The organism is Kitasatospora sp. NBC_00240 (assembly GCF_026342405.1).
Lineage (GTDB): Bacteria > Actinomycetota > Actinomycetes > Streptomycetales > Streptomycetaceae > Kitasatospora.
In genome coordinates this window covers 617,775-636,116 of the sequence record NZ_JAPEMU010000001.1, presented here as the reverse complement: position 1 = coordinate 636,116, position 18,342 = coordinate 617,775, and the positions used below count along the sequence as shown (strand labels likewise).

14 protein-coding genes are annotated in these 18,342 nt (G+C 72.5%); 10 read left to right on the top strand and 4 right to left on the bottom strand.

All coding sequences use genetic code 11. The features are described from left to right. Positions 1-277 precede the first annotated feature (277 nt). From OG689_RS02755 to OG689_RS02735, 5 genes are all read left to right on the top strand, one after another. A complete protein-coding gene (locus OG689_RS02755; protein WP_266317147.1) occupies positions 278-1,690 on the top strand; it encodes an NF041680 family putative transposase in 1,413 nt (470 codons plus the stop codon). A gap of 674 nt (positions 1,691-2,364) precedes the next feature. Further along, positions 2,365-3,219, top strand: coding sequence for a universal stress protein (locus tag OG689_RS02750; RefSeq protein WP_266317145.1), 855 nt, complete (start codon positions 2,365-2,367; stop codon positions 3,217-3,219). Positions 3,220-3,962: 743 nt separating this feature from the next. Then, entirely contained in the window at positions 3,963-4,427 is a 465-nt protein-coding gene (locus OG689_RS02745) for a pyridoxamine 5'-phosphate oxidase family protein (RefSeq protein ID WP_266317144.1), read from the top strand. Between the two features lie 82 nt (positions 4,428-4,509). After that, positions 4,510-5,160 carry a hypothetical protein gene (locus OG689_RS02740; protein WP_266317143.1) on the top strand — a complete coding sequence of 217 codons (651 nt, stop codon included), beginning with the start codon at positions 4,510-4,512 and terminating at the stop codon, positions 5,158-5,160. 223 nt (positions 5,161-5,383) lie between these two features. After that, positions 5,384-5,932: a pyridoxamine 5'-phosphate oxidase family protein gene (locus OG689_RS02735; protein WP_266317141.1), complete on the top strand. Its 549-nt coding sequence runs from the start codon at positions 5,384-5,386 to the stop codon at positions 5,930-5,932. 78 nt (positions 5,933-6,010) lie between these two features. Here OG689_RS02735 and OG689_RS02730 read toward each other — a convergent pair whose 3' ends face one another. Both OG689_RS02730 and OG689_RS02725 read right to left on the bottom strand, forming a co-directional pair. Further along, entirely contained in the window at positions 6,011-7,537 is a 1,527-nt protein-coding gene (locus tag OG689_RS02730) for a HAMP domain-containing sensor histidine kinase (protein ID WP_266317139.1), read from the bottom strand. Next, positions 7,534-8,259 (bottom strand): response regulator transcription factor, encoded by a 726-nt coding sequence (locus tag OG689_RS02725; RefSeq protein WP_266317138.1) that lies wholly within the window; start codon positions 8,257-8,259, stop codon positions 7,534-7,536. The genes OG689_RS02730 and OG689_RS02725 overlap by 4 nt, the downstream gene beginning before the upstream one ends. A gap of 214 nt (positions 8,260-8,473) precedes the next feature. Between OG689_RS02725 and OG689_RS02720 the strand changes: the two genes are divergently transcribed. From OG689_RS02720 to OG689_RS02700, 5 genes are all read left to right on the top strand, one after another. Then, the gene (locus OG689_RS02720) at positions 8,474-9,844 is read left to right on the top strand and encodes a ferredoxin reductase family protein (RefSeq protein ID WP_266317136.1); all 1,371 of its coding nucleotides are present in this window, start codon (positions 8,474-8,476) and stop codon (positions 9,842-9,844) included. Positions 9,845-9,901: 57 nt separating this feature from the next. Then, positions 9,902-10,387, top strand: coding sequence for an FMN-binding protein (locus OG689_RS02715; RefSeq protein WP_266317135.1), 486 nt, complete (start codon positions 9,902-9,904; stop codon positions 10,385-10,387). Positions 10,388-10,455: 68 nt separating this feature from the next. Then, entirely contained in the window at positions 10,456-11,217 is a 762-nt protein-coding gene (locus OG689_RS02710; protein WP_266326818.1) for an FAD:protein FMN transferase, read from the top strand. A gap of 134 nt (positions 11,218-11,351) precedes the next feature. Continuing rightward, positions 11,352-11,525, top strand: coding sequence for an Hsp20 family protein (locus tag OG689_RS02705; RefSeq protein WP_266317134.1), 174 nt, complete (start codon positions 11,352-11,354; stop codon positions 11,523-11,525). Between the two features lie 302 nt (positions 11,526-11,827). Beyond that, the gene (locus OG689_RS02700; RefSeq protein ID WP_266317133.1) at positions 11,828-12,817 is read left to right on the top strand and encodes a universal stress protein; all 990 of its coding nucleotides are present in this window, start codon (positions 11,828-11,830) and stop codon (positions 12,815-12,817) included. Between the two features lie 257 nt (positions 12,818-13,074). Here OG689_RS02700 and OG689_RS02695 read toward each other — a convergent pair whose 3' ends face one another. Both OG689_RS02695 and OG689_RS02690 read right to left on the bottom strand, forming a co-directional pair. Further along, positions 13,075-13,938, bottom strand: coding sequence for a universal stress protein (locus OG689_RS02695; RefSeq protein ID WP_266326816.1), 864 nt, complete (start codon positions 13,936-13,938; stop codon positions 13,075-13,077). Positions 13,939-14,698: 760 nt separating this feature from the next. Continuing rightward, the gene (locus tag OG689_RS02690) at positions 14,699-18,253 is read right to left on the bottom strand and encodes a hydantoinase B/oxoprolinase family protein (protein ID WP_266317132.1); all 3,555 of its coding nucleotides are present in this window, start codon (positions 18,251-18,253) and stop codon (positions 14,699-14,701) included. Between the last annotated feature and the right edge of the window lie 89 nt (positions 18,254-18,342).

Sequence of the window (18,342 nt, the reverse complement as noted above, 5' to 3'; positions counted from 1 at the left end):
GGCCGTCCTTCGTGATCACTGAGCGTAGAGAACTCCATGATCACGTGGACCCGTGCCCGTACTGCATCCACCCCGCCTTACGTGCGACAGCGACTGCCTATTGCCGGTCGGTCTAAACTTGAGTTTTAACCTTCCGTGATCGCCTGATGCCCGATCTGTTCACCCACATGGGGATTCGCCGGAAATGGCGACGACCTCTGGTTCACGCTGTGTGATGTCGAGTCTCACAACGGGTCGGAGGTCGTCGGTGTCCAGTGTGGTCCATGCGGCTGTGCAGATGTCGGGTTTGGTCGAACTGTCCTCCTTTCGGATGGAGTTGTTCGGTGCGTTGCCGCGCCGCGCGGACGCGTTGTTCGAGCTGGTGGACGCGGTGCTGTGTGCGGACGGGCCGGTGGTGTCGCTGCCGGAGTTGAGCCTGGAGTCGGTGCACCGGCGCGGCCACGGGGCGATGTACGACGCTCTGGCGAACGGCCGGATCGATGTCGGACGACTGCGGCTGGCTCTGGCCGCGCTTGAGTTGCCGCGCGGGGCGGATCGGCAACTGTCGATCGCGGTGGACGTGACGCCCTGGCCGAGGCCTGACGCGGAGTGCTCGCCGGCCCGCCTGCACTGCTACCGGCCGTGCCGGTGCGACGGCGTCCGGCAGACGATTCCAGGCTGGCCGTACCAGGTCGCCGCCGCGCTGGGCGGCGGCCGCTCGTCCTGGACCGGGGTGCTCGACGCGGTCCGTATCGGGCCTGGCGACGATCCTACGGCGGTCACCGCCGCCCAGATCCGCGACCTGCTGGAACGGCTTCGTGAGGCCGGGCAGTGGCGCGACGGCGACCCCGAGGTGCTGTTCGTCCTGGACTCCGGCTACGACATCGTGCGCCTGACCTGGTTGCTGCGCGAGGAGCCGGTGCGGCTGCTCGGCCGGATCCGCTCCGATCGCGTGATGCACCACCCGGCCGGCCGCCGCAAGGGACCGTGGCCCGGCCGGCAGCCCCGCCACGGGGAGGAGTTCCGCCTCGCCCACTCGGCCACGCATCCGGATCCGGTCCAGGAGTCGGCCACCCGCCATGACCGGTTCGGCGCCGTGACCGCCCGCTGCTGGGGGCGCCTGCACCCGAAGCTGGAACGCCGCCAGGGCGGCTGGACCGGCCACGAGGGCGAACTTCCCATCGTCGAAGGCACGTTGGTTCACCTGGTGGTCGAGCACCTGCCAGGCAACCGGGACCCGAAACCGTTGTGGCTGTGGCATTCGGTCCCCGACGCGACTGCCCACGATGTCGACCGGCTGTGGCGTATCTTCCTGCGGCGATTCGACCTCGAGCACACGTTCCGCTTCCTCAAGCAGACTCTCGGCCTCACCCGGCCCCGCCTCCGCCACCCCGAACAGGCCGACCGGTGGGCCTGGCTCCTCGTGGCCGCCCACACGCAACTCCGCCTCGCCCGTCCCCTCGCCGAGGACCTCCGCCGCCCCTGGGAGAAACCCCTCGACCCCGGCCGCCTCACCCCGGCCAGGGTCCGCCGCGGCTATCACCGGATCCGCCGGATTGTCGGCACTCCCGCGAACCCGCCGAAAGCCACCCGCCCCGGCCCAGGCCGCCCCACCGGCAGCACCTCAGCCCCCGCACCCCGCCATCCCGTCGGAAAAAACCAGAGCAAAAAGGACAACCCCTCGACCGGAACGCCGAGGGGCAACCTTTAAATTCAAGCTAAACCGATCAGAGCGGCCCGCTTTCAGCCGTTGCCGACAGACGGTTCGCTCCGCACGTTCCAGCGGAGCCGACGAGATCGGGCCCGGGTGATCCACCACCCACGCCGTCGTGTGGATCGGGCCGCTGTCGGTTGTCGGCATCATCGGCTCCCTTCCCGCGGACTCTCCGGCGCCCGGCTCCGGCGGACGGCCCGGAACGGACTCGCCCCTCCATCGTCCACCGCCTCGGACCTCGACGGGTCGGGGTCGAACGGCCCCCGATCCGCCCTGAAGGCCCCGGTGCCGGCGGTGCCGGCAAGGACGGCACGAGTGAGAGTGGAACCACTCGGGCTTCTCTCCGCCGGCCCGGGCGGCCGCGACCTGCCGGAAGCCGAGGCGGATCCGGCCCGATCCGTCACGAGCCGGGCCCGCACCCCGGGCCGGCGCCACCAGGCGCCTGGAGGAGAAGAAGGCGACGATGAAATCGGCAGCAGGCTCCGGGGCCCGGTGCCCGGTGCCCAAGTCCACCACTTCGAGCACACCGATCACCCGGGGCGGGCAGCCGCCACCGACCGACGGTCGGGGGATCACCATTCCGATGACCGGTTTCAGGAGCGCCGGCCGGGCCCGGACGAGCGGGAGCCGGGCGGCGCCCTGCAGGTCCGTCCGGAACGAGGGAGCATGTCATGGCACATCCAGTGATCGTCGGGGTCGACGATCCCGCGAGCGCAGGTGAGGCCGTCGTCTGGGCCGTGGACGAGGCCTGGTCCCGGGGGACGCGCCTGCACCTCGTCCACGCGTGGCTCTGGGAGCCGGATCAGGCACCGGAGTCGCTGGACGCGCAGGCGGCCAGGCGGTCGGGCGAGGAGTCGCTGCGGGTCCTCGCGGAGCGGGCCGCCGCGCGGCACCGCGACGTCGAGGTCACCAGCGGGGTGGTGGATTCGAGGCCGCGCGAGGCACTGGTCGCTCTCAGCGCCGCAGCCGGCCTGCTCGTCCTGGGATCGCGGGGGTCCGGCGGATTCCAGGGCCTGCTCGTCGGTTCCACCAGCCTGCACGTCGCCGCTCATGCCGCCTGCCCGGTCGTCGTGGTCCGGGCGACCGGCGCCGGGGCCACGGACGGTGTCGCAGTCGGGGTGGAGGGACGCGGCCCGTCCGGATCCCTGCTCGATTTCGCCTTCGACAGCGCCCGCAGGCGCGGCCTGCCGTTGCGCGCGGTCCATGCCTGGAGCTTCCCGCTCGTCCTCGGGCCGGGCCACGCCCTGCCGCCCGTGTACGAGTCCGGCCACGTGGAAGCCGAGGAGCAGCGGTTGCTCGCCGAGGTCATGGCCGGATGGCAGGAGAAGTATCCGGAGGTGCCGGTCGAGGAGGATGCCGTACGGTCCGGCCCGGCGAAACACCTGGTGGCCCTGTCGAAGACGCACCAGCTCGTCGTGGTGGGCCGGCACGGGAAGCCGGAGGGCCCCGTCAGCCGGCTCGGGTCGGTCAGCCAGGCCGTCGTCCAGCACGCCCACTGCCCGGTGGCCGTCGTCCCTTCCGCCTGACTGATCCCCGACCACCGCAGCAGCCCGGGTGTTCCGATGTCCGGACCGACCGGCCCTGACGGCGGGTGCCCCGGTGGGCGAAGGGTGGGACAGCGGCGATGCACGCTGGGCCACCGACGAGACCGCACTCCTGCTCGCCGACATCCTGCCCACCTCGTACGACCGGTGACGCACAGGTTCGGTCTGGACGAGATGCAGGACGCCTGCGACGTCTTCGCCGACGCAGGGGACAACGGCGCCCTCGAGGTCGCCCTGTTCAGAACCTGACCCTGACCCAGAACCCGACCGGAGGCGAACGCGGGCGCCTGGACGGCGGCCGGCCCCTCCACGCCGGCTGTGCTGTCGTGCCCGTTCCCGCCGCTCCCTGCTGCTCCGGCGCGAATCGGGCCGCAGCTCACGGGCGGGCGTGTGGCCCGCTCCCGGAGCAAAGGGCAGGAGAAGCGGGAATAGGGCCGTTCGGCGCACCCGGCGGCCCGAGCGGCCCCCGGGAGGAGGCGCCAGGGACGCGCACGCTGGTGATTGGGCGGGGAACTCCACCTATGGACCTGTCGGAGAGGCTGGCGTCATGTGCAGGACTTTCACCCGCCACCCGCTCGCGATGCCGACGAGACCGGTCACACCCGCGGTGAGGGGGTGCCCGGCTGCCGGGAGGACTGCCCGAGAGTCCCGACTGCCTGAGCCCCTGCGCGGCAGGGAGGCCGCCGTACCCGGACCGGCAGCTGCAGTACCCGGAGGTGAGCCCGGTGGTTCGCTCTGACACCCCGAACGCTGACACCCCGAACGGCGATCACTCGAACGTACGATCGGCAGAGGGGCATGGAACCGAGGAGTGCACCCGGGAACAGAGCCTGGACCTGCTCAGCCAGACGGTGATCGGGCGACTCATCCACACCGACGACGCGATGCCCGCCGTAACTCCGTCCTGCTTCACCCTGGACGGCCTCGGCGAGGTGGTCATCCCCCTGCCGGCGAGCTGGCGGGCGGAACTGATGGACGGGGAGGTGGTCGGGTTCCAAGCGGACCGCTTCGACGAGCAGACGCTTCAGGGCTGGACCGTCCTCATCGTCGGCCGGTCCCGCCTGGTGACCGACCCCGTGACGATCGCGGACCTGGACCACCGGGGTCCGCTCCAGTGGGGACACCGACCGACCAGGGGATACCTGAGCATCCAGTCGGAGCTGGTCACCGGCCGACGGTTCGGATCCTGACCTCACCGGCGCCACTTGGGCACACGCCGGTCCCGGCCCCCGGAACGAGGGCCGGGCCCGTTCCCCGGAGAGGAGGAGCGCCATGGCACCCGCACGTCCCAGGGCCGCCGGCCGTGCCATCAGGACCACCCTCCGCATGCATGTCATGAGGGCGGCCGGCCGGGAGTCGAACCCCCTCGGCCGTCGCAGTGACGTACAGCGCAGCCGGCTCGTCCTCGCCCTCACCTTTGCCCTGCTCGTCTCCTTCGCTCTCGCGCTGCTGACGGCGCTGGCCGTCCTGCGTGCCGGCCAGTGGGAGGCACGGTCCGAAGGACAGCACCGCCACCGGGTCACCGCGACCACCGTGTCGGCGGCCGTGGCGGACAGGACGGGTTCACGATCCGGGGTCGGTGGTTTCCACGCGCAGGCGGTCTGGCACTTCCCGGCCGGCGTGCGCGGCAGCGGCCCGATCGAGGTCGGTTCGGTCGCTCCCGCAGGAACGGAGCGCACGATCTGGGTCGACGACCACGGGCGGAAGGCCTCCGCGCCCCGACCGGGGACGGAAGTCGCCACGACGGCCGTCCTGACCGGGACGGGAACCATGACGCTGGTGTCGGGCGCCGTCTTCGCGGCCTACTGGCTCGGGAACCGCAGGATCGACCGACGCACCACGGCGGCCTGGGCGAAGGAGTGGGAGGGCGTGGAACCCGAGTGGTCCGGCCGTCCCCGTCACCAGGGGTCGGGCGACCAGTGAGTGCCCGCCCCTCGCCCTGCCCGGACCGGCGCGGTCGGCAGGCCCTTACCTCGCCACCGATGACATGCTGGACCGCAGGAGGTGGATGGCCATGACCGGAAGCAGCCCCCTGCCCGAGAAGCCTCGTGGGGCCCCGCCCGCTCCGGGGGGTGTCGCCGAACGCATCGCCTTGCGCTCCCGACAGCTCGGAATCACGCGCGAAGAGCTGGCGAATGGAGCAGGCATGTCACTCCGGTACCTCCAGCACCTGGAGGAACTCGGCGAGGCCTTCGACCCGGCCGCCGTCGTGCGGCTGGCCGCTGTTCTGCAGATGACCTACGACGAACTCCTGCACGGGCGTACCGACCTCCCGCCGGGTCAGCCTCCCCCGGGACCGCACCCCACGTTGATGAAGCTGACCCCGGACGAATGCTGGGACCGGCTGTCGGACCACGGCATCGGGCGGGTGGCCCTGTCCTCGGAGTCCGGCCCCGCCATCCTCCCGGTCAACTACCTGGTCGATGCGCATTCGGTCGTCTACCGGACCTCCCGAGGGGGCGCCGCGGCCGCTGCCGAGGGCAGCGAGGTCGCCTTCGAGACGGACCACCTGGACGAGACCGACAGCAAGGGCTGGAGCGTGCTCGTGGTCGGCAAGGCCGAAGGGATCGACGAGGACACCGAGAGACGGCTCGCAGCTCAGCCGGGTGCGCAGCCCTGGGCAGCCGGGATCCGTGACCTGTGGATCAGGATCACCCCGACCCGGATCACCGGCCGGTTGATCGGGAGCACCTGACCGGACCACCCGTACCCGTCCGCGCCGCGGGCCGCCCGACCGGCAGAGCCTCGCTCGCGAACCTCGGTACGGCCCGGTTCAGGCCGTGACGGAGGGCGCCCCCGAAGGGAGCGCCACGGTGAAGGCGGTCTTCCCGGGGTGGCTGGCGAGCGTCACGGCGCCGCCGTGGGCGGACACGACGGCTTGGACGATCGCCAGCCCGAGGCCGGTGCTCCCATGGGTCCGGGCTCGGGCCCGGTCGCCGCGTACGAAGCGCTCGAAGACCCGGGGTGCGACCTCGGGGTCGATGCCGGGGCCGGTGTCGGTGACGGTCAGCAGCACCCGGTCCTCGCCGCGTTCGAGCGCCAGCGTCACCTCGGTGCCGTCGGGGGTGTGGGTGCGGGCGTTGGTGAGCAGGTTGGCCACCACCTGGCGCAGCCGGTCACCGTCCCCGGGGACCACGACCGGCTCCTCGGGCAGGACGAGCCGCCAGCGGTGGTGCGGCCCGGCGGCGCGGGCGTCGTCGGTGCAGTCCAGGGCCAGCCGGGTCAGGTCGACACTGCCGTGTGCCAGTGGCCGGCCGGCGTCGAGCCGGGCGAGCAGGAGCAGGTCCTCGACGATGGCGCCCATCCGCCGGGACTCGGCGTCGATGCGGGTGAGCGAGTGGCGTACCGGCTCGGCCATCGGGCCCTGGTGCCGTAGCGCCAGTTCGGCGTGGCCCCGGACGGTGGCGACCGGGGTGCGCAGTTCGTGACTGGCGTCCGCGGCGAACGCACGTAGCCGCGCCTCCACGGCCTGCCGCTGGGCGAGGGCGTCCTCGATGTGTCCCAGCATCCGGTTGAGCGCCGCTCCGACTCTGCCGACCTCGGTCCGAGGGTCGTCGTCCCTCACCCGGACGCTGAGTTCGACCTCCCCACTGGCCAGCGGCAGGGCCCCGACACGCTCGGCCGCTGCCACGACGCGCCCGAGCGGGCGCAGTGAGAGGCCGATCCAGAACGCGCCGGCCGCGGTGGCGGCTGCCAGCGCGATGGCGAACACCACGAGTTCCACGGTGATCAGTTGATGGGTCGTGGCCTCCAGAGGGTGCAGCGGCAGGCCGGTGACCAGGACGTCGCCGTCCTGGCCGGCGATGGCGCGCAGCCGGTAGCCGCCGAGTCCGGACAGGTGCACGCTCCGGGCCCCACCGTCGACCGGCAGCGCGGCCAGTGCCCGCTGGTCGGCGGGGGTCAGCTGCACCAGGTCGTCGGTGTCGGCCGGGGTGTTCCCGGCGGCGACCTCGGCGTCGTCGGCGTCGCCGTCGACCACCCCGGCGTTGGTCACCCTGCCGTCCAGCAGCCTGGCGCCGAAGGTGCCCGGCGCCTGGGCCCGGGTGTCACTGCGGTTCCCCGTGGTTCCCGGGGCCCGGGTGTCGCGGTGCTCCAGGCTCGCGGCATAGCGGCCGGAGGTGTCGGCGAGCTGCTGGTCGAGGCGGTCGACCAGGAAGTGGCGCAGCGCGTCGGTGGTGGCGAGGGCGACACCGCCACAGGTGAGCAGGAGCAGCGCCAGCAGTCCGGCGACCAGGCGGGCCCGCAGGGTGCGCGGCACGGGCAGGCGCGCGGCGGCGCGGCGGGCCGCCGGGCCGATCACTGCGGTGCCTTGAGCAGGTAGCCGGCCCCGCGGACGGTGTGGATCATCGGTGGCCGGCCGGCGTCGATCTTCTTGCGCAGATAGCTGATGTAGAGCTCGACGACGTGGGCCTGGCCGCCGAAGTCGTACGACCAGACGGCGTCCAGGATCTGTGCCTTGCTCAACACCTGCCGGGGGTGGCGCATCAGAAGGCGGAGCAGGGCGAACTCGGTGGGGCTCAGGTCGACGGTGTCACCGGCGCGGGTGACCTCCCGGGCCTGCTCGTCCAGCACCAGATCCCCCAGGACCAGGGCGTGCGCCGGGGGTTCGACGCGCTCCGGCTGCACCGGGGTGGCCCGGCGAAGCAGGCCGCGAAGGCGCACCACCACCTCGGCGAGACTGAAGGGCTTGGTGACGTAGTCGTCCCCCCCGGCCGCCAGCGCGGCGATCCGGTCCTCCACGGCGTCCCTGGCGGTGAGGAACAGGACGCGCACCTCGGGCCTGGCAGCGTGGATCCGCTCCAGTACCTCCATGCCGTCGAGGTCGGGGAGCATCATGTCGAGCACCACGGCGTGCGGGTTCCACTTCGCGGCGAGCGCCACGGCGCTCGGCCCGTCCTCGGCTCCGCGTGCCTGCCAGCCCTCGTACCTGAGCGCGCCGCAGAGCACCTCGACCAGGTCGGGCTCGTCGTCGACGACCAGGATCCGCCAGGGTGACGGGTCGGCGGTGGGGGCGGTGTCCATGCGGGTCCAAGGGCTCGGGGGCGGCGGCTGGATCCATTCTCGCTCCCCGATGAGAAGCCGATGAGATCCACTTCCGTCCGAATGCCTGGTCCAACGTCCCTGACCTGCGCGAACGCGCTGACCGGCGGGGATCGGCCGCATCGCGTTCAGAGGGAACTGAGAGCTTGCGGTGCCAGGGTGGCCTGCAGCGATACCGGACGGAGAGGAGGTCGCGATGGGTGCACTGACACAGGCGGGTGGCGCCGGGCCCACGAGGACGGCCCGCCACGGCTCGGCCGGGCGGAGCCTCCCGCCGGGGGCGGTGGCACGGCTAGTACAGGCAGCGATCGCCCTGGGGGCCGCCGGAGTCCTGGCGATCTGGTGGCAGGGCACCGCCGGAGTGAGCGGTGCCGCCGACTGGCTCACCGGTGCCGGACGCATCACCGGCCTGCTGGCCGGGTACGCCGCACCGGTCCTGCTGCTCCTGATGGCCCGCATACCCCTGCTGGAACGCGAGGTGGGCGCGGACCGCCTGGCCCGCTGGCACGCGGCTGGCGGGCGCTACCTGGTCGGCCTGGTCGCCGTGCACGTCCTGACCATCACCTGGGGCTACGCGCTGACCGACGGTCGCGGGCTGGTCGGTGAGGGCGTGCGGCTGGTGTTCCACTACCCCGAGATGATCAAGGCGGCGCTGGCCACCCTGATCATGTTCGGCACCGGCCTGGTGAGCGCGCGGGCCGCCCGCCGCCGGATGAGCTACGAGGTCTGGTACTACCTGCACCTGGCGACGTACCTGGCCGTCGCACTCGGCTTCGGCCACCAACTGGCCGACGGCGCCGACCTCGGCGGCGGCCCCGAACGCGCCGCCTGGTACGCCCTGTACCTGGGCACCGCCGCCCTGCTCGGCTGGTACCGCCTCGCCGTCCCGTTCCTGCGCGACCGCCGCCACCGGATGCGTGTGGCCGAAGTCCGTCCGGAAGGCCCGGGCGTGGTCTCACTGTTCGTCACCGGCGAGCGCCTCGACCAACTCGGCGCCGAGGCAGGCCAGTTCTTCCGTCTCCAGTTCCAGGCCCCCGGTCTGCGCTGGGCGGCCAACCCGTACTCGCTCTCCGCGCCGCCGCACCCGCGGTACCTGCGCTTCACCGTCAAGGACCTCGGTGGTCACAGTGCCGCCGTCGCCCGGCTGAAGCCCGGCACCCGCGTGCACGCCGAGGGCCCGTACGGAGCGTTCACCGCCGGGCAGCGCCGGGGACGCAAGGTGCTGCTGCTCGGGGCCGGGGTCGGGATCACCCCGCTGCGCGCCCTGTTCGAGACCCTGCCCGGCCGGGTCACCCTCGTCCAGCGCGCCCGCCGGCCGCAGGACGTCCTCTTCCGGGACGAACTGGCGGGCGTCGCCGCCACCCGCGGCGCCCGGGCGCACGAACTGCTCGGCACCCGGGCCGAGATCGGCGACCTCGGTACCGCGCTGCGCAGGCTGGTCCCGGACCTCGCGGCGCACGAGGTCTACCTCTGCGGACCGCCGGCCTTCGCCGAGGAAGCCGTACGAGTGCTGCGGACCGCCGGGGTGCGGCGCTCGCGCATCCACGTCGAATCCTTCGAACTCTGAGCCGCCGGCTCCGACCCGCCACCAGTCCCGAACCACCCGACCGCTGAGGAGAACCCCGTGCGCAGAGCAGTCATCACCAGCAGTGCCACCGTGGCAGGGGTGATCCTGCTGCTCTCGCTCAAACCGCACGACACGGCCACGGGCGGCGGTGTCATCAGTTCCGGCGGCTCGGCCGCGCCGGCCCCGGCGGCCACGTCCGCGCCCGCGGCCTCCGCGCCCTCCGCACCGGCTCCGTCGGCGCCGTCCGCCCAGGCCACCACCGGTGCCTCGCGCTCGGTGACCGGCGACGCGGCCAACACACGCTACGGAGCCGTCCAGGTCAAGGTCACCCTGGACGGCAGCAGGATCTCGAAGATCGACGTGATCCGGTACCCCAACCGCGACCGCCGCGACCAGGAGATCAACGGTTTCGCGCTGCCGCAGCTCAACCAGGAGGCGATCACCGCCCAGAGCGCGCACATCGACGTGGTCTCGGGCGCGACGTACACCAGCGACGGATACACCCGGTCCCTGCAGAGCGCCCTCGACCAGGCCGGACTGTGACGGTGGGCGCCGACGCCCCCGTCCTCCCGCCGGCCCGGCCGGCCGTCCTGAGGCACGCCGAACACGTCATGGGGACGGTGTTCTCCTTCACCGTCCACGACCCCACCGCCGAGACGGGCCCTGCGCTGCGCCGGATCGTCCGGCGGTTGCACCGGATCGACGAGGTGTTCTCCACCTACCGGCCCACGTCCGACATCAGCAGGCTGGGGCGCGGCGAACTGACACTCGTTCAGTGCGATCCGGAGGTCGCCGAGGTGCTGGAGCGGTGCCGCGAGACCGCGGACGAGACCGACGGCTGGTTCACCGACCACCCGGGGGGCCGGCTCGACCCGAGCGGGTGGGTGAAGGGCTGGGCCGTCGAGGAGGCCTCCCGGTCCCTGCGAGCGGCCGGTTCCGCCCGGCACAGCGTGGGCGGCGGCGGTGACGTCCAGACCTGCGGAGGCCCGTGGCGGATCGGTGTCGCCGACCCGCTGAGCCCGGGCGGCCTCGCCGCGGTCGTGACCGGCCACGACCTCGCGGTCGCCACCTCCGGCGTGGCGGAGCGCGGCGCCCACATCATCGACCCGCACACCGGCCGCCCGGCCGAGGGCATGCTCTCCCTCACCCTGGTGGGCCGTCACCTGGCCCGCACGGACGCCTGGGCCACCGCCGCGTTCGCGATGGGCCCCGGGCGCGCCCTCGACCGGGTCGAACGGCGCCCGGGGACCGAAGCCCTCGCCGTTCTGGCCGACGGCACCCGACGGTGGACCTCCGGCCTGCCACGGCACCTCGCTCCTTCCGTACCGTCAGCCGCCGGGCCGGCACGGTGGAGGCTTCCGCCCACCGGCTGACCACCTGACCCGCCCCGTTCGTGACCCACGCGGGTCTCACGAGGCGGACGCCTCCTGGCCGGCGCTTCCCTGCCCGGGGTCGCCCGTGGATGATGGGGGCCGGTCGCGAGCACAAGGTGGAGGCTGGGCCGACCATGAGTGACCATGTCCACGGTTCCTTCACCCGCAGCGTGCGGCTTCCTGAAGGCGTGCAGGAGCAGGACATCACCGCCACCTTCGACAAGGGCGTGCTGACGGTGAAGGCCCCGATGGGCGAGGTCGAGAAGCAGGCCCGCCGGATCGAGATCGCGGGCGGTTCCGCGGGGTGAGGCCGGACGTCGTTGCTATGCCGCTCACCGTCCCGATGTGCTCAGGGGCACTTGACGCGCTGTCGTGAGCCGCCGGATCCGAGGGCGGAGCCCGCAGGGGCGGCGGTGCGCTGCGCTTGTCCCCTGCGGCCACCGTCGCCGATCCCTGGTTCCGATGGATCGGCGACGTGCTTGTGGACGGGGGCGCGACCCGGGTGCCCACCCGCTCCGGGCGCTCATCGTTCGCCCTCCCGGTCCGCCGCTCGACCGGTGCAGCCGGGGGCACACCTGCGTGCGGGCGCGAGCCGCCGCCACCTGTGGCAATGTCGGCGTCAGCGCACAGCTGGTCGAGGCGCCGCCCGTTGTTGCGGCCCCGGAGCCGCTTGCGCGCGGCACCGGCGCCAACAGCAGGAGGACGTGTGCGAGGACCGATCGTGGTCGGATTCGACGGATCGCCCGAGAGCGCCGCCGCCGCCGACTGGGCCGCCCGTGAGGCAGTCCGCCGCCGCCTACCGCTGCAACTCGTCCAGGCATGGCCCTGGCCCCGGAACGACGTGCTGGGAAGCGAGGACGCCGTGCGGTGGGGCCGAGCGCGGCTCACGAGCAAGGAGGCCGATATCCGCACGCGGTTTCCCAGCGTGGAGGTGAGCTCCGAACACCTGCCGGGAGCCCCGAACGCGGTGCTGCAGGCGGCCGGGCGCAACGCCGCCGTACTGGTGCTCGGTTCACGCGGGATGGGTACCCTGCACGGCTTCCTGGCCGGTTCGGTGAGCCAGGAGGCCCTCCGGCTGGCCGACTGCCCCGTGGTGCTGGTCCGGGCCGGCAGGACGGCCGCGGACGAGCACGTGCCGACCGCCGAAGGCCGAGAGCCGGTCGACAGGCCGTACCGGGATGTCGCCCTGGGTCTGGACCTGCGCCACCCGTGCGACGCCGCCATCGCCTTCGCCTTCGAAGCCGCCGCGCTGCGTGCGGCGCCGCTGCGGGTGATTCACGCCTGGGGCACTTCTCTCGTGGGCGAATACATGGCCCTGGGTGCCACGGCGGGCTTGGCGGCGCGCGTCGAGAAGGCCGAGAAGGAGGCGCTCTCAAGCGTGTTGTGGCCCTGGCGCGAACGGTACCCGCAGGTCGTGCTGCTCCCCCGGTCGGTACTCGGGAGCACGGCGCCTGCACTTCTGGACACCTCCGCACAGGCCGGGCTCCTGGTGCTGGGCCGTCGCAGCCGGCCTTCGCCGCTCGGGCCGCACCTCGGTCCCGTCGCCCACGCGGCCGTCCACCATGCGGTGTGCACGGTCGCCGTGGTGCCCTGCCGCTGACGCGACCGCCGCGGTCGACCCTCGTTCGCTCCGGGCCTGCGGCGGCCGCGCCCCAGACCGACCGATGGACTCGACACCGGTGGCAACACACCGGAATGGCACACCGCCGCCTCCAGTGCTCGACGGCCCGGCGGTGCCGGCGATCGGCGACGACTCGCGGCCGGTGGGCGCGCCGCAGCGCTCGCACGACCGGGTGGGAGGTCGGAGCCGCCGTCCAGCAACTGGGTGACTGTCGATCCTCCCGCACCCGGTCAGGCTCAGTGGTAGGGCACCACCGCGACCGGGCAGCGTACATGGTGGATCACCGCATGTGCCACCGGGCCGAGGTGTGTTCCACCCGTCCTGCGGCGGTGGCGGGCCCCGATCACCAGCAGCTCGGCCGTCGCCGCGGCGTCGACCAGGGCGAGTCCGGCGTGGCTGCGGAGCAGCTCCGTTGCTGCCGGCAGGTCGGGGAACGCGGCCAGCCAGGGTTTCACTGCATCCTCCAGCGCCTCCCGTTCCGGGCCCGCCAGTTCGTCCTCCAGGCCGCCGATCGCGCCGAAGTGCATGTACTCCGTACCGGCGGGCGGTCCCCAGGCGTGCAGCACGGTCAGCGGAACTCCGCGCAGGGCGGCTGTCTCGAAGGCGAAGGCCAGGACCTGCGGGCACGGGTGTGCGAGGTCCAAACCCACGACCAGGCCCCGTTGCGTCAGGTTGTCCGGACCCGGCCCGTCCGTCAGGTCGGACGGCGGACGCACCAGGACGACCGGGCAGGCGGCGTGACCGAGGACCTGCTGGCTCACCGATCCGACCAGGAAGCCGCGCAGCGCGCCGAGCCCGCGCGAGCCGAGGACCAGGACCGAAGCCCGGTGCGAGGCGGCCTTCAGCACACCGACCGCGTCGTCCGGCAGGTGCTGTGCGCGTACCTCCAGGCCGGGGAAGCGGGATCGGACGTCGTCCGCCTGTACAGCCAGTTGCTCACGCCCTCGGCGCTCGGCCTGTCCGGTGACCTGGGATCCGCTCGGCTCCCACGGCCGTGCCTGGAGGATCTCCAACGGAAGCTCGCGGCGGGTGGCCTCGCCGGCGGCCCATTCCACGGCCGCCCGGCTCGGGCCCGATCCGTCGAATCCGACGATCATCATTGTGCCCACTGCGTGCCTCCGGTGCCGGGTTCGTGCTCAGGGTGAGTGGGTCCCCGTTCCCATGGTGCCGGTCAGGCTTCACCCGCGCCCTGCCGCGGGCACGTCGACTCGGACAACGGCCTGGCCGCGGGAGTCGGGGGATCCGGTGGCACTGCGGCCAGTCGGGCTCCTTCCGGTAACCTCCTACCGTGACCGGTGACGAGGCGATCAGTGACGCGCAGCGCCCGCCGGGCCAGGTGGCGGCCGGGTCTCCTGATGGCAGTGAGGGCCGTGCCGCTGCTCCGATTCCCGCGGCGCGTCGCCGGTACCGGTCGGACGGAGCCGGGGCATCGTCGGTCGAGCCATGAGAACGGCAGGGCGCGGCCGTCCGGGAGCGGACCGGCCCCTCCGCATCACCGTAGGACGGGTACCGACGGCACGAGCAGGGCCGGTCGGCCCGTACCCCCGGCCCGGTCCCCGTCGCGGGAGGGCCGACTGCCACGGGCACCCGGGGCTGCCGAGCCCCCCGGCGAGGGATAACGACGCGGCGGGGGCCAGGAAGCGGCGGGCCGGATCTCGGGCTCCTCGGCCCGCGCCAGCGTGGGGCCTCGGCGAAGTCGGCTCCATGGCCGCGCCGACGACGCTGCCGTGGACCCGCCGGTGCTCGCAATGGGGCACCAAGACTCCGGCTGCCTCGGCGCAGGGCAGCCACGACGAGTGGTTCGGGGCTCGTGACCGTTCCTCGCCCGGTCACCTTCAGGTGAAGGCCGGCGGCTCTCCCTCACGCCGCTCCCCAGCCGCCCCCGCCCGGTGTACGGATCTCCAAAGCGTCCCCCGCTCCGACTTCGACGGTGCCGCAGCCGGGCAAATCGTCGACGGTGCCGTCCGCGCGCAGGACCCGGTTGGCGCCCAGGGCGCCGCCGGAGCCGCCGTCGAGTCCGTACGGGGGGACACGGCGGTGGCTGGACAGGATGCTGACGGTCATCGGCTCGCGGAAGCGCAGCCGTCGGAGCGTGCCGTTGCCGCCGTGCCGGCGGCCGGCACCCCCGCTGCCGGGACGGATGGAGAACTCCTCGACGAGAACGGGTAGGCGCCATTCCAGGACCTCGGGGTCGGTGAGGCGGGAGTTGGTCATGTGGGTCTGGACGGCGTCCGCCCCGTCGAAGTCCGGGCCGGCACCGGAACCCGAGGCGATGGTCTCGTAGTACTGGTGCTCCGCGTTGCCGAAGGTCACGTTGTTCATCGTGCCGGAGCCCTCGGCCTGCACGCCGAGCGCGGCGTAGAGCGCGCCGACGATGGCCTGCGAGGTCTCGACGTTGCCGGCGGCGACGGCGGCCGGGTGCTCCGGGGCGAGCATCGAGCGGGGCGGGACGACGATCCGCAGCGGGCGCAGGCAGCCGTCGTTGAGCGGGATGTCGTCGGCGACGAGGGTGCGAAAGACGTACAGGACGGCGGCGGTGACGACCGCGGAGGGGGCGTTGAAGTTGCTGCCCAGCTGGGGTGAGGTGCCCGTGAAGTCGATCGTGGCGCAGTGGTTGTGGCGATCCACGCGGACCGAGACGGCGATCACGGCGCCCGAGTCGGTCTCGTAGCGGTACGACCCGTCGGACAGGCCGTCGACGGCGCGGCGGACCGCCTGCTCGGCGTTGTCCTGGACGTGCCGCATGTAGGCCTGGACGACATCGAGGCCGAAATGGTCGATCATCGCGTTGACCTCGTCGACACCTTTGCGGTTGGCCGCGATCTGGGCACGCAGGTCGGCAAGGTTGGTGTCGGGGGCGCGGGACGGGTAGGGCCCCTCGGTGAGCAGCCGGAGGGTTTCCTCCTCACGCAGCTGCCCGTTCACCACGAGTGGCCAGTTGTCGAAGAGCACGCCCTCCTCGTGGATCTCGTGGCTGTCGGCGGGCATCGAGCCGGGGACGGTACCGCCGATCTCGGCGTGGTGGCCACGGGAGGCGACGAAGAACAGGACTTCGGTGCCGTCCGGGTCGAAGACCGGCGTCACCACGGTGATGTCCGGCAGGTGGGTGCCGCCGTGGTAGGGGTCGTTGACGGCGTAGGTACGACCTGGGCGAAGGTTCCGGCCGCGTCGGCGCAGCACCTCCTTGACGGTGGTGCCCATCGAGCCGAGGTGGACGGGGATGTGTGGGGCGTTGGCGACGAGGTTGCCCTCCGGGTCGAAGAGCGCGCAGGAGAAGTCCAGCCGCTCCTTGATGTTGACCGACTGGGCGGTGGACTCCAGCCTGGCGCCCATCTGTTGGGCGATCGCCATGAAGAGGTTGTTGAAGACCTCCAGCAGGACCGGGTCGGCGGTGGTCGGGACGGCCTCCCCTGCGTGGTCCCTGATCTGTTCGACCAGCAGGTGGCCCGCGGAGGTGACCGTGGCCTCCCATCCGTCGTCCACCACGGTCGTGGCGTTGGCCTCGGCGATCACGGCCGGGCCGGTCACGGTGTCGTCCGGCCGCAATGACTCACGTTCCAGCAAGGGGACCGGGCGCCACCGGCCGCCGGTGTGGAGGGACACCGTGGCGGGTGGCGCGGGGTCCTCGGGCACGGGGGCGATTACGTCGAGTCCAGGCTGTTCGGTGAGACCGAGACCCTCGACGGCGAGAGCCTCGATCACGAGTGGACGGTCCATCAGGAAGGAGTAGGTGGACCGGTGTCGCTCTTCGAACTCGGCCTCCATGCGGACTGGTTCGCCCAGTTCGACGGCGATCGCGGTGTCGGTTCCCTGGTAGCGCAGTCGGGCCCGGTACGTCAGCCGGATTCGATCCCGTGGAACACCCTGGTCGAGCAGCTCGCCTGTGGCGACCCCCGCCAACTCGTCAGCGAGAGCCCGCACGGCGCCCATCTCCGCTTCGGCCAAAGGACGTTCGACGGCGTGCTCGCGTAGGACGGTGGTGTCGGCCAGCCCGATGCCGAGCGCGGACAGCACCCCGGCCATCGGCGGGACGAGTACCGTGCGGATGCCGAGCGCCTCCGCCACCTGGCATGCGACCTGGCCTCCCGCGCCGCCGAAGGTGGTGAGCGCGTAGCGGGTGACGTCGTGGCCCTGCTGGACGGAGATGCGCTTGATCGCGTTGGCGATGTTGACCACCGCGATCCGCAGGAAGCCCTCCGCCACCTCCGCCGCGGACATGTCGCCTATCTCGCCGGAAAGTTCGCTGAATCGACGCCGCGTCAGATCCAGGTCGAGTGGCTGATCGCCGTCCGTTCCGAAGACCTGCGGGAAGTGCTCCGCGTCGATGCGGCCGAGCAGCAGGTTGGCGTCGGTGAGGGTGAGCGGTCCGCCGTTGCGGTAGCAGGCGGGTCCCGGGTCGGCGCCGGCCGAGTCCGGACCGACCCGCAGGCGTTCGCCGTCGAAGCGCAGCACCGAGCCGCCGCCCGCCGCGACGGTACGGATGTCCAGCATCGGCGCCCGCAGTCGCACGCCGGCGACCTGGGTGGTCACCACCCGCTCGTACTCGCCTGCGAAGTGCGACACGTCCGTGGACGTGCCGCCCATGTCGAAGCCGATCACTCGCTCGTAGCCCGCCAGTCGGGACATCCTCACCATGCCCACGATGCCGCCGGCCGGGCCGGAGAGGATCGCGTCCTTGCCCCGGAAGTGCCCCGCTTTGGCCAGGCCGCCGTTGGACTGCATGAACATCAGCCGGACACCGGCCAGTTCGTCCGACACCTGTCGGACGTAGCGGCGCAGACCGGGATTGAGGTATGCATCGACCACGGTGGTGTCCCCACGTGGCACGAGTTTCATCAACGGGCTCGTCTCGCTGGACAACGACACCTGGTCGAAACCGAGTTGCTCGGCGAGTCGGCCGATCTCCCGCTCATGGGCGGGGTGCAGGTAGCTGTGCAGGCAGACCACGGCGACGGACCGGATGCCGTGGCGCAGACAGTCGCGCAGGTCCTCGGCAAGCTGGTCGAGGTCGGGCGGGCGCAGCACCTCACCGTCGGCGGTGATCCGTTCCTCCACCTCGACCACCCTGGCGTACAGCGGTTCGGGCAGCCTGATCTCGCGGGCGAAGATCTGCGGTCGGTTCTGGTAGCCGATCCGCAGGGCGTCCGCGAAGCCGCGTGTGACGACCAGGACGGTCGGTTCGCCGGTGCGTTCCAGCAGCGCGTTGGTGGCCACGGTCGTGCCCATCCTGACCGAGTCGACGGCCGCGCCGGGCGGCAGCAGGGCCCGGATCCCCGCGACCGCCGGATCGCGATAGCGCGCCGGGTTGTGGGAGAGCAGCTTGTGGGTCAGCAGGCGGCCGTCCGGTGCCAGCGCGACCACGTCGGTGAAGGTTCCGCCTCGGTCCACCCAGAACCGCCAGCCCCTGGACACCATGACCGGCTCCCTTCGTCGTGCCGTACGGCGCTCCGTGCGTGGGGGGTCTGCGAACGAGTATCCGACCCGGCGATCCGACCGGGCAAACG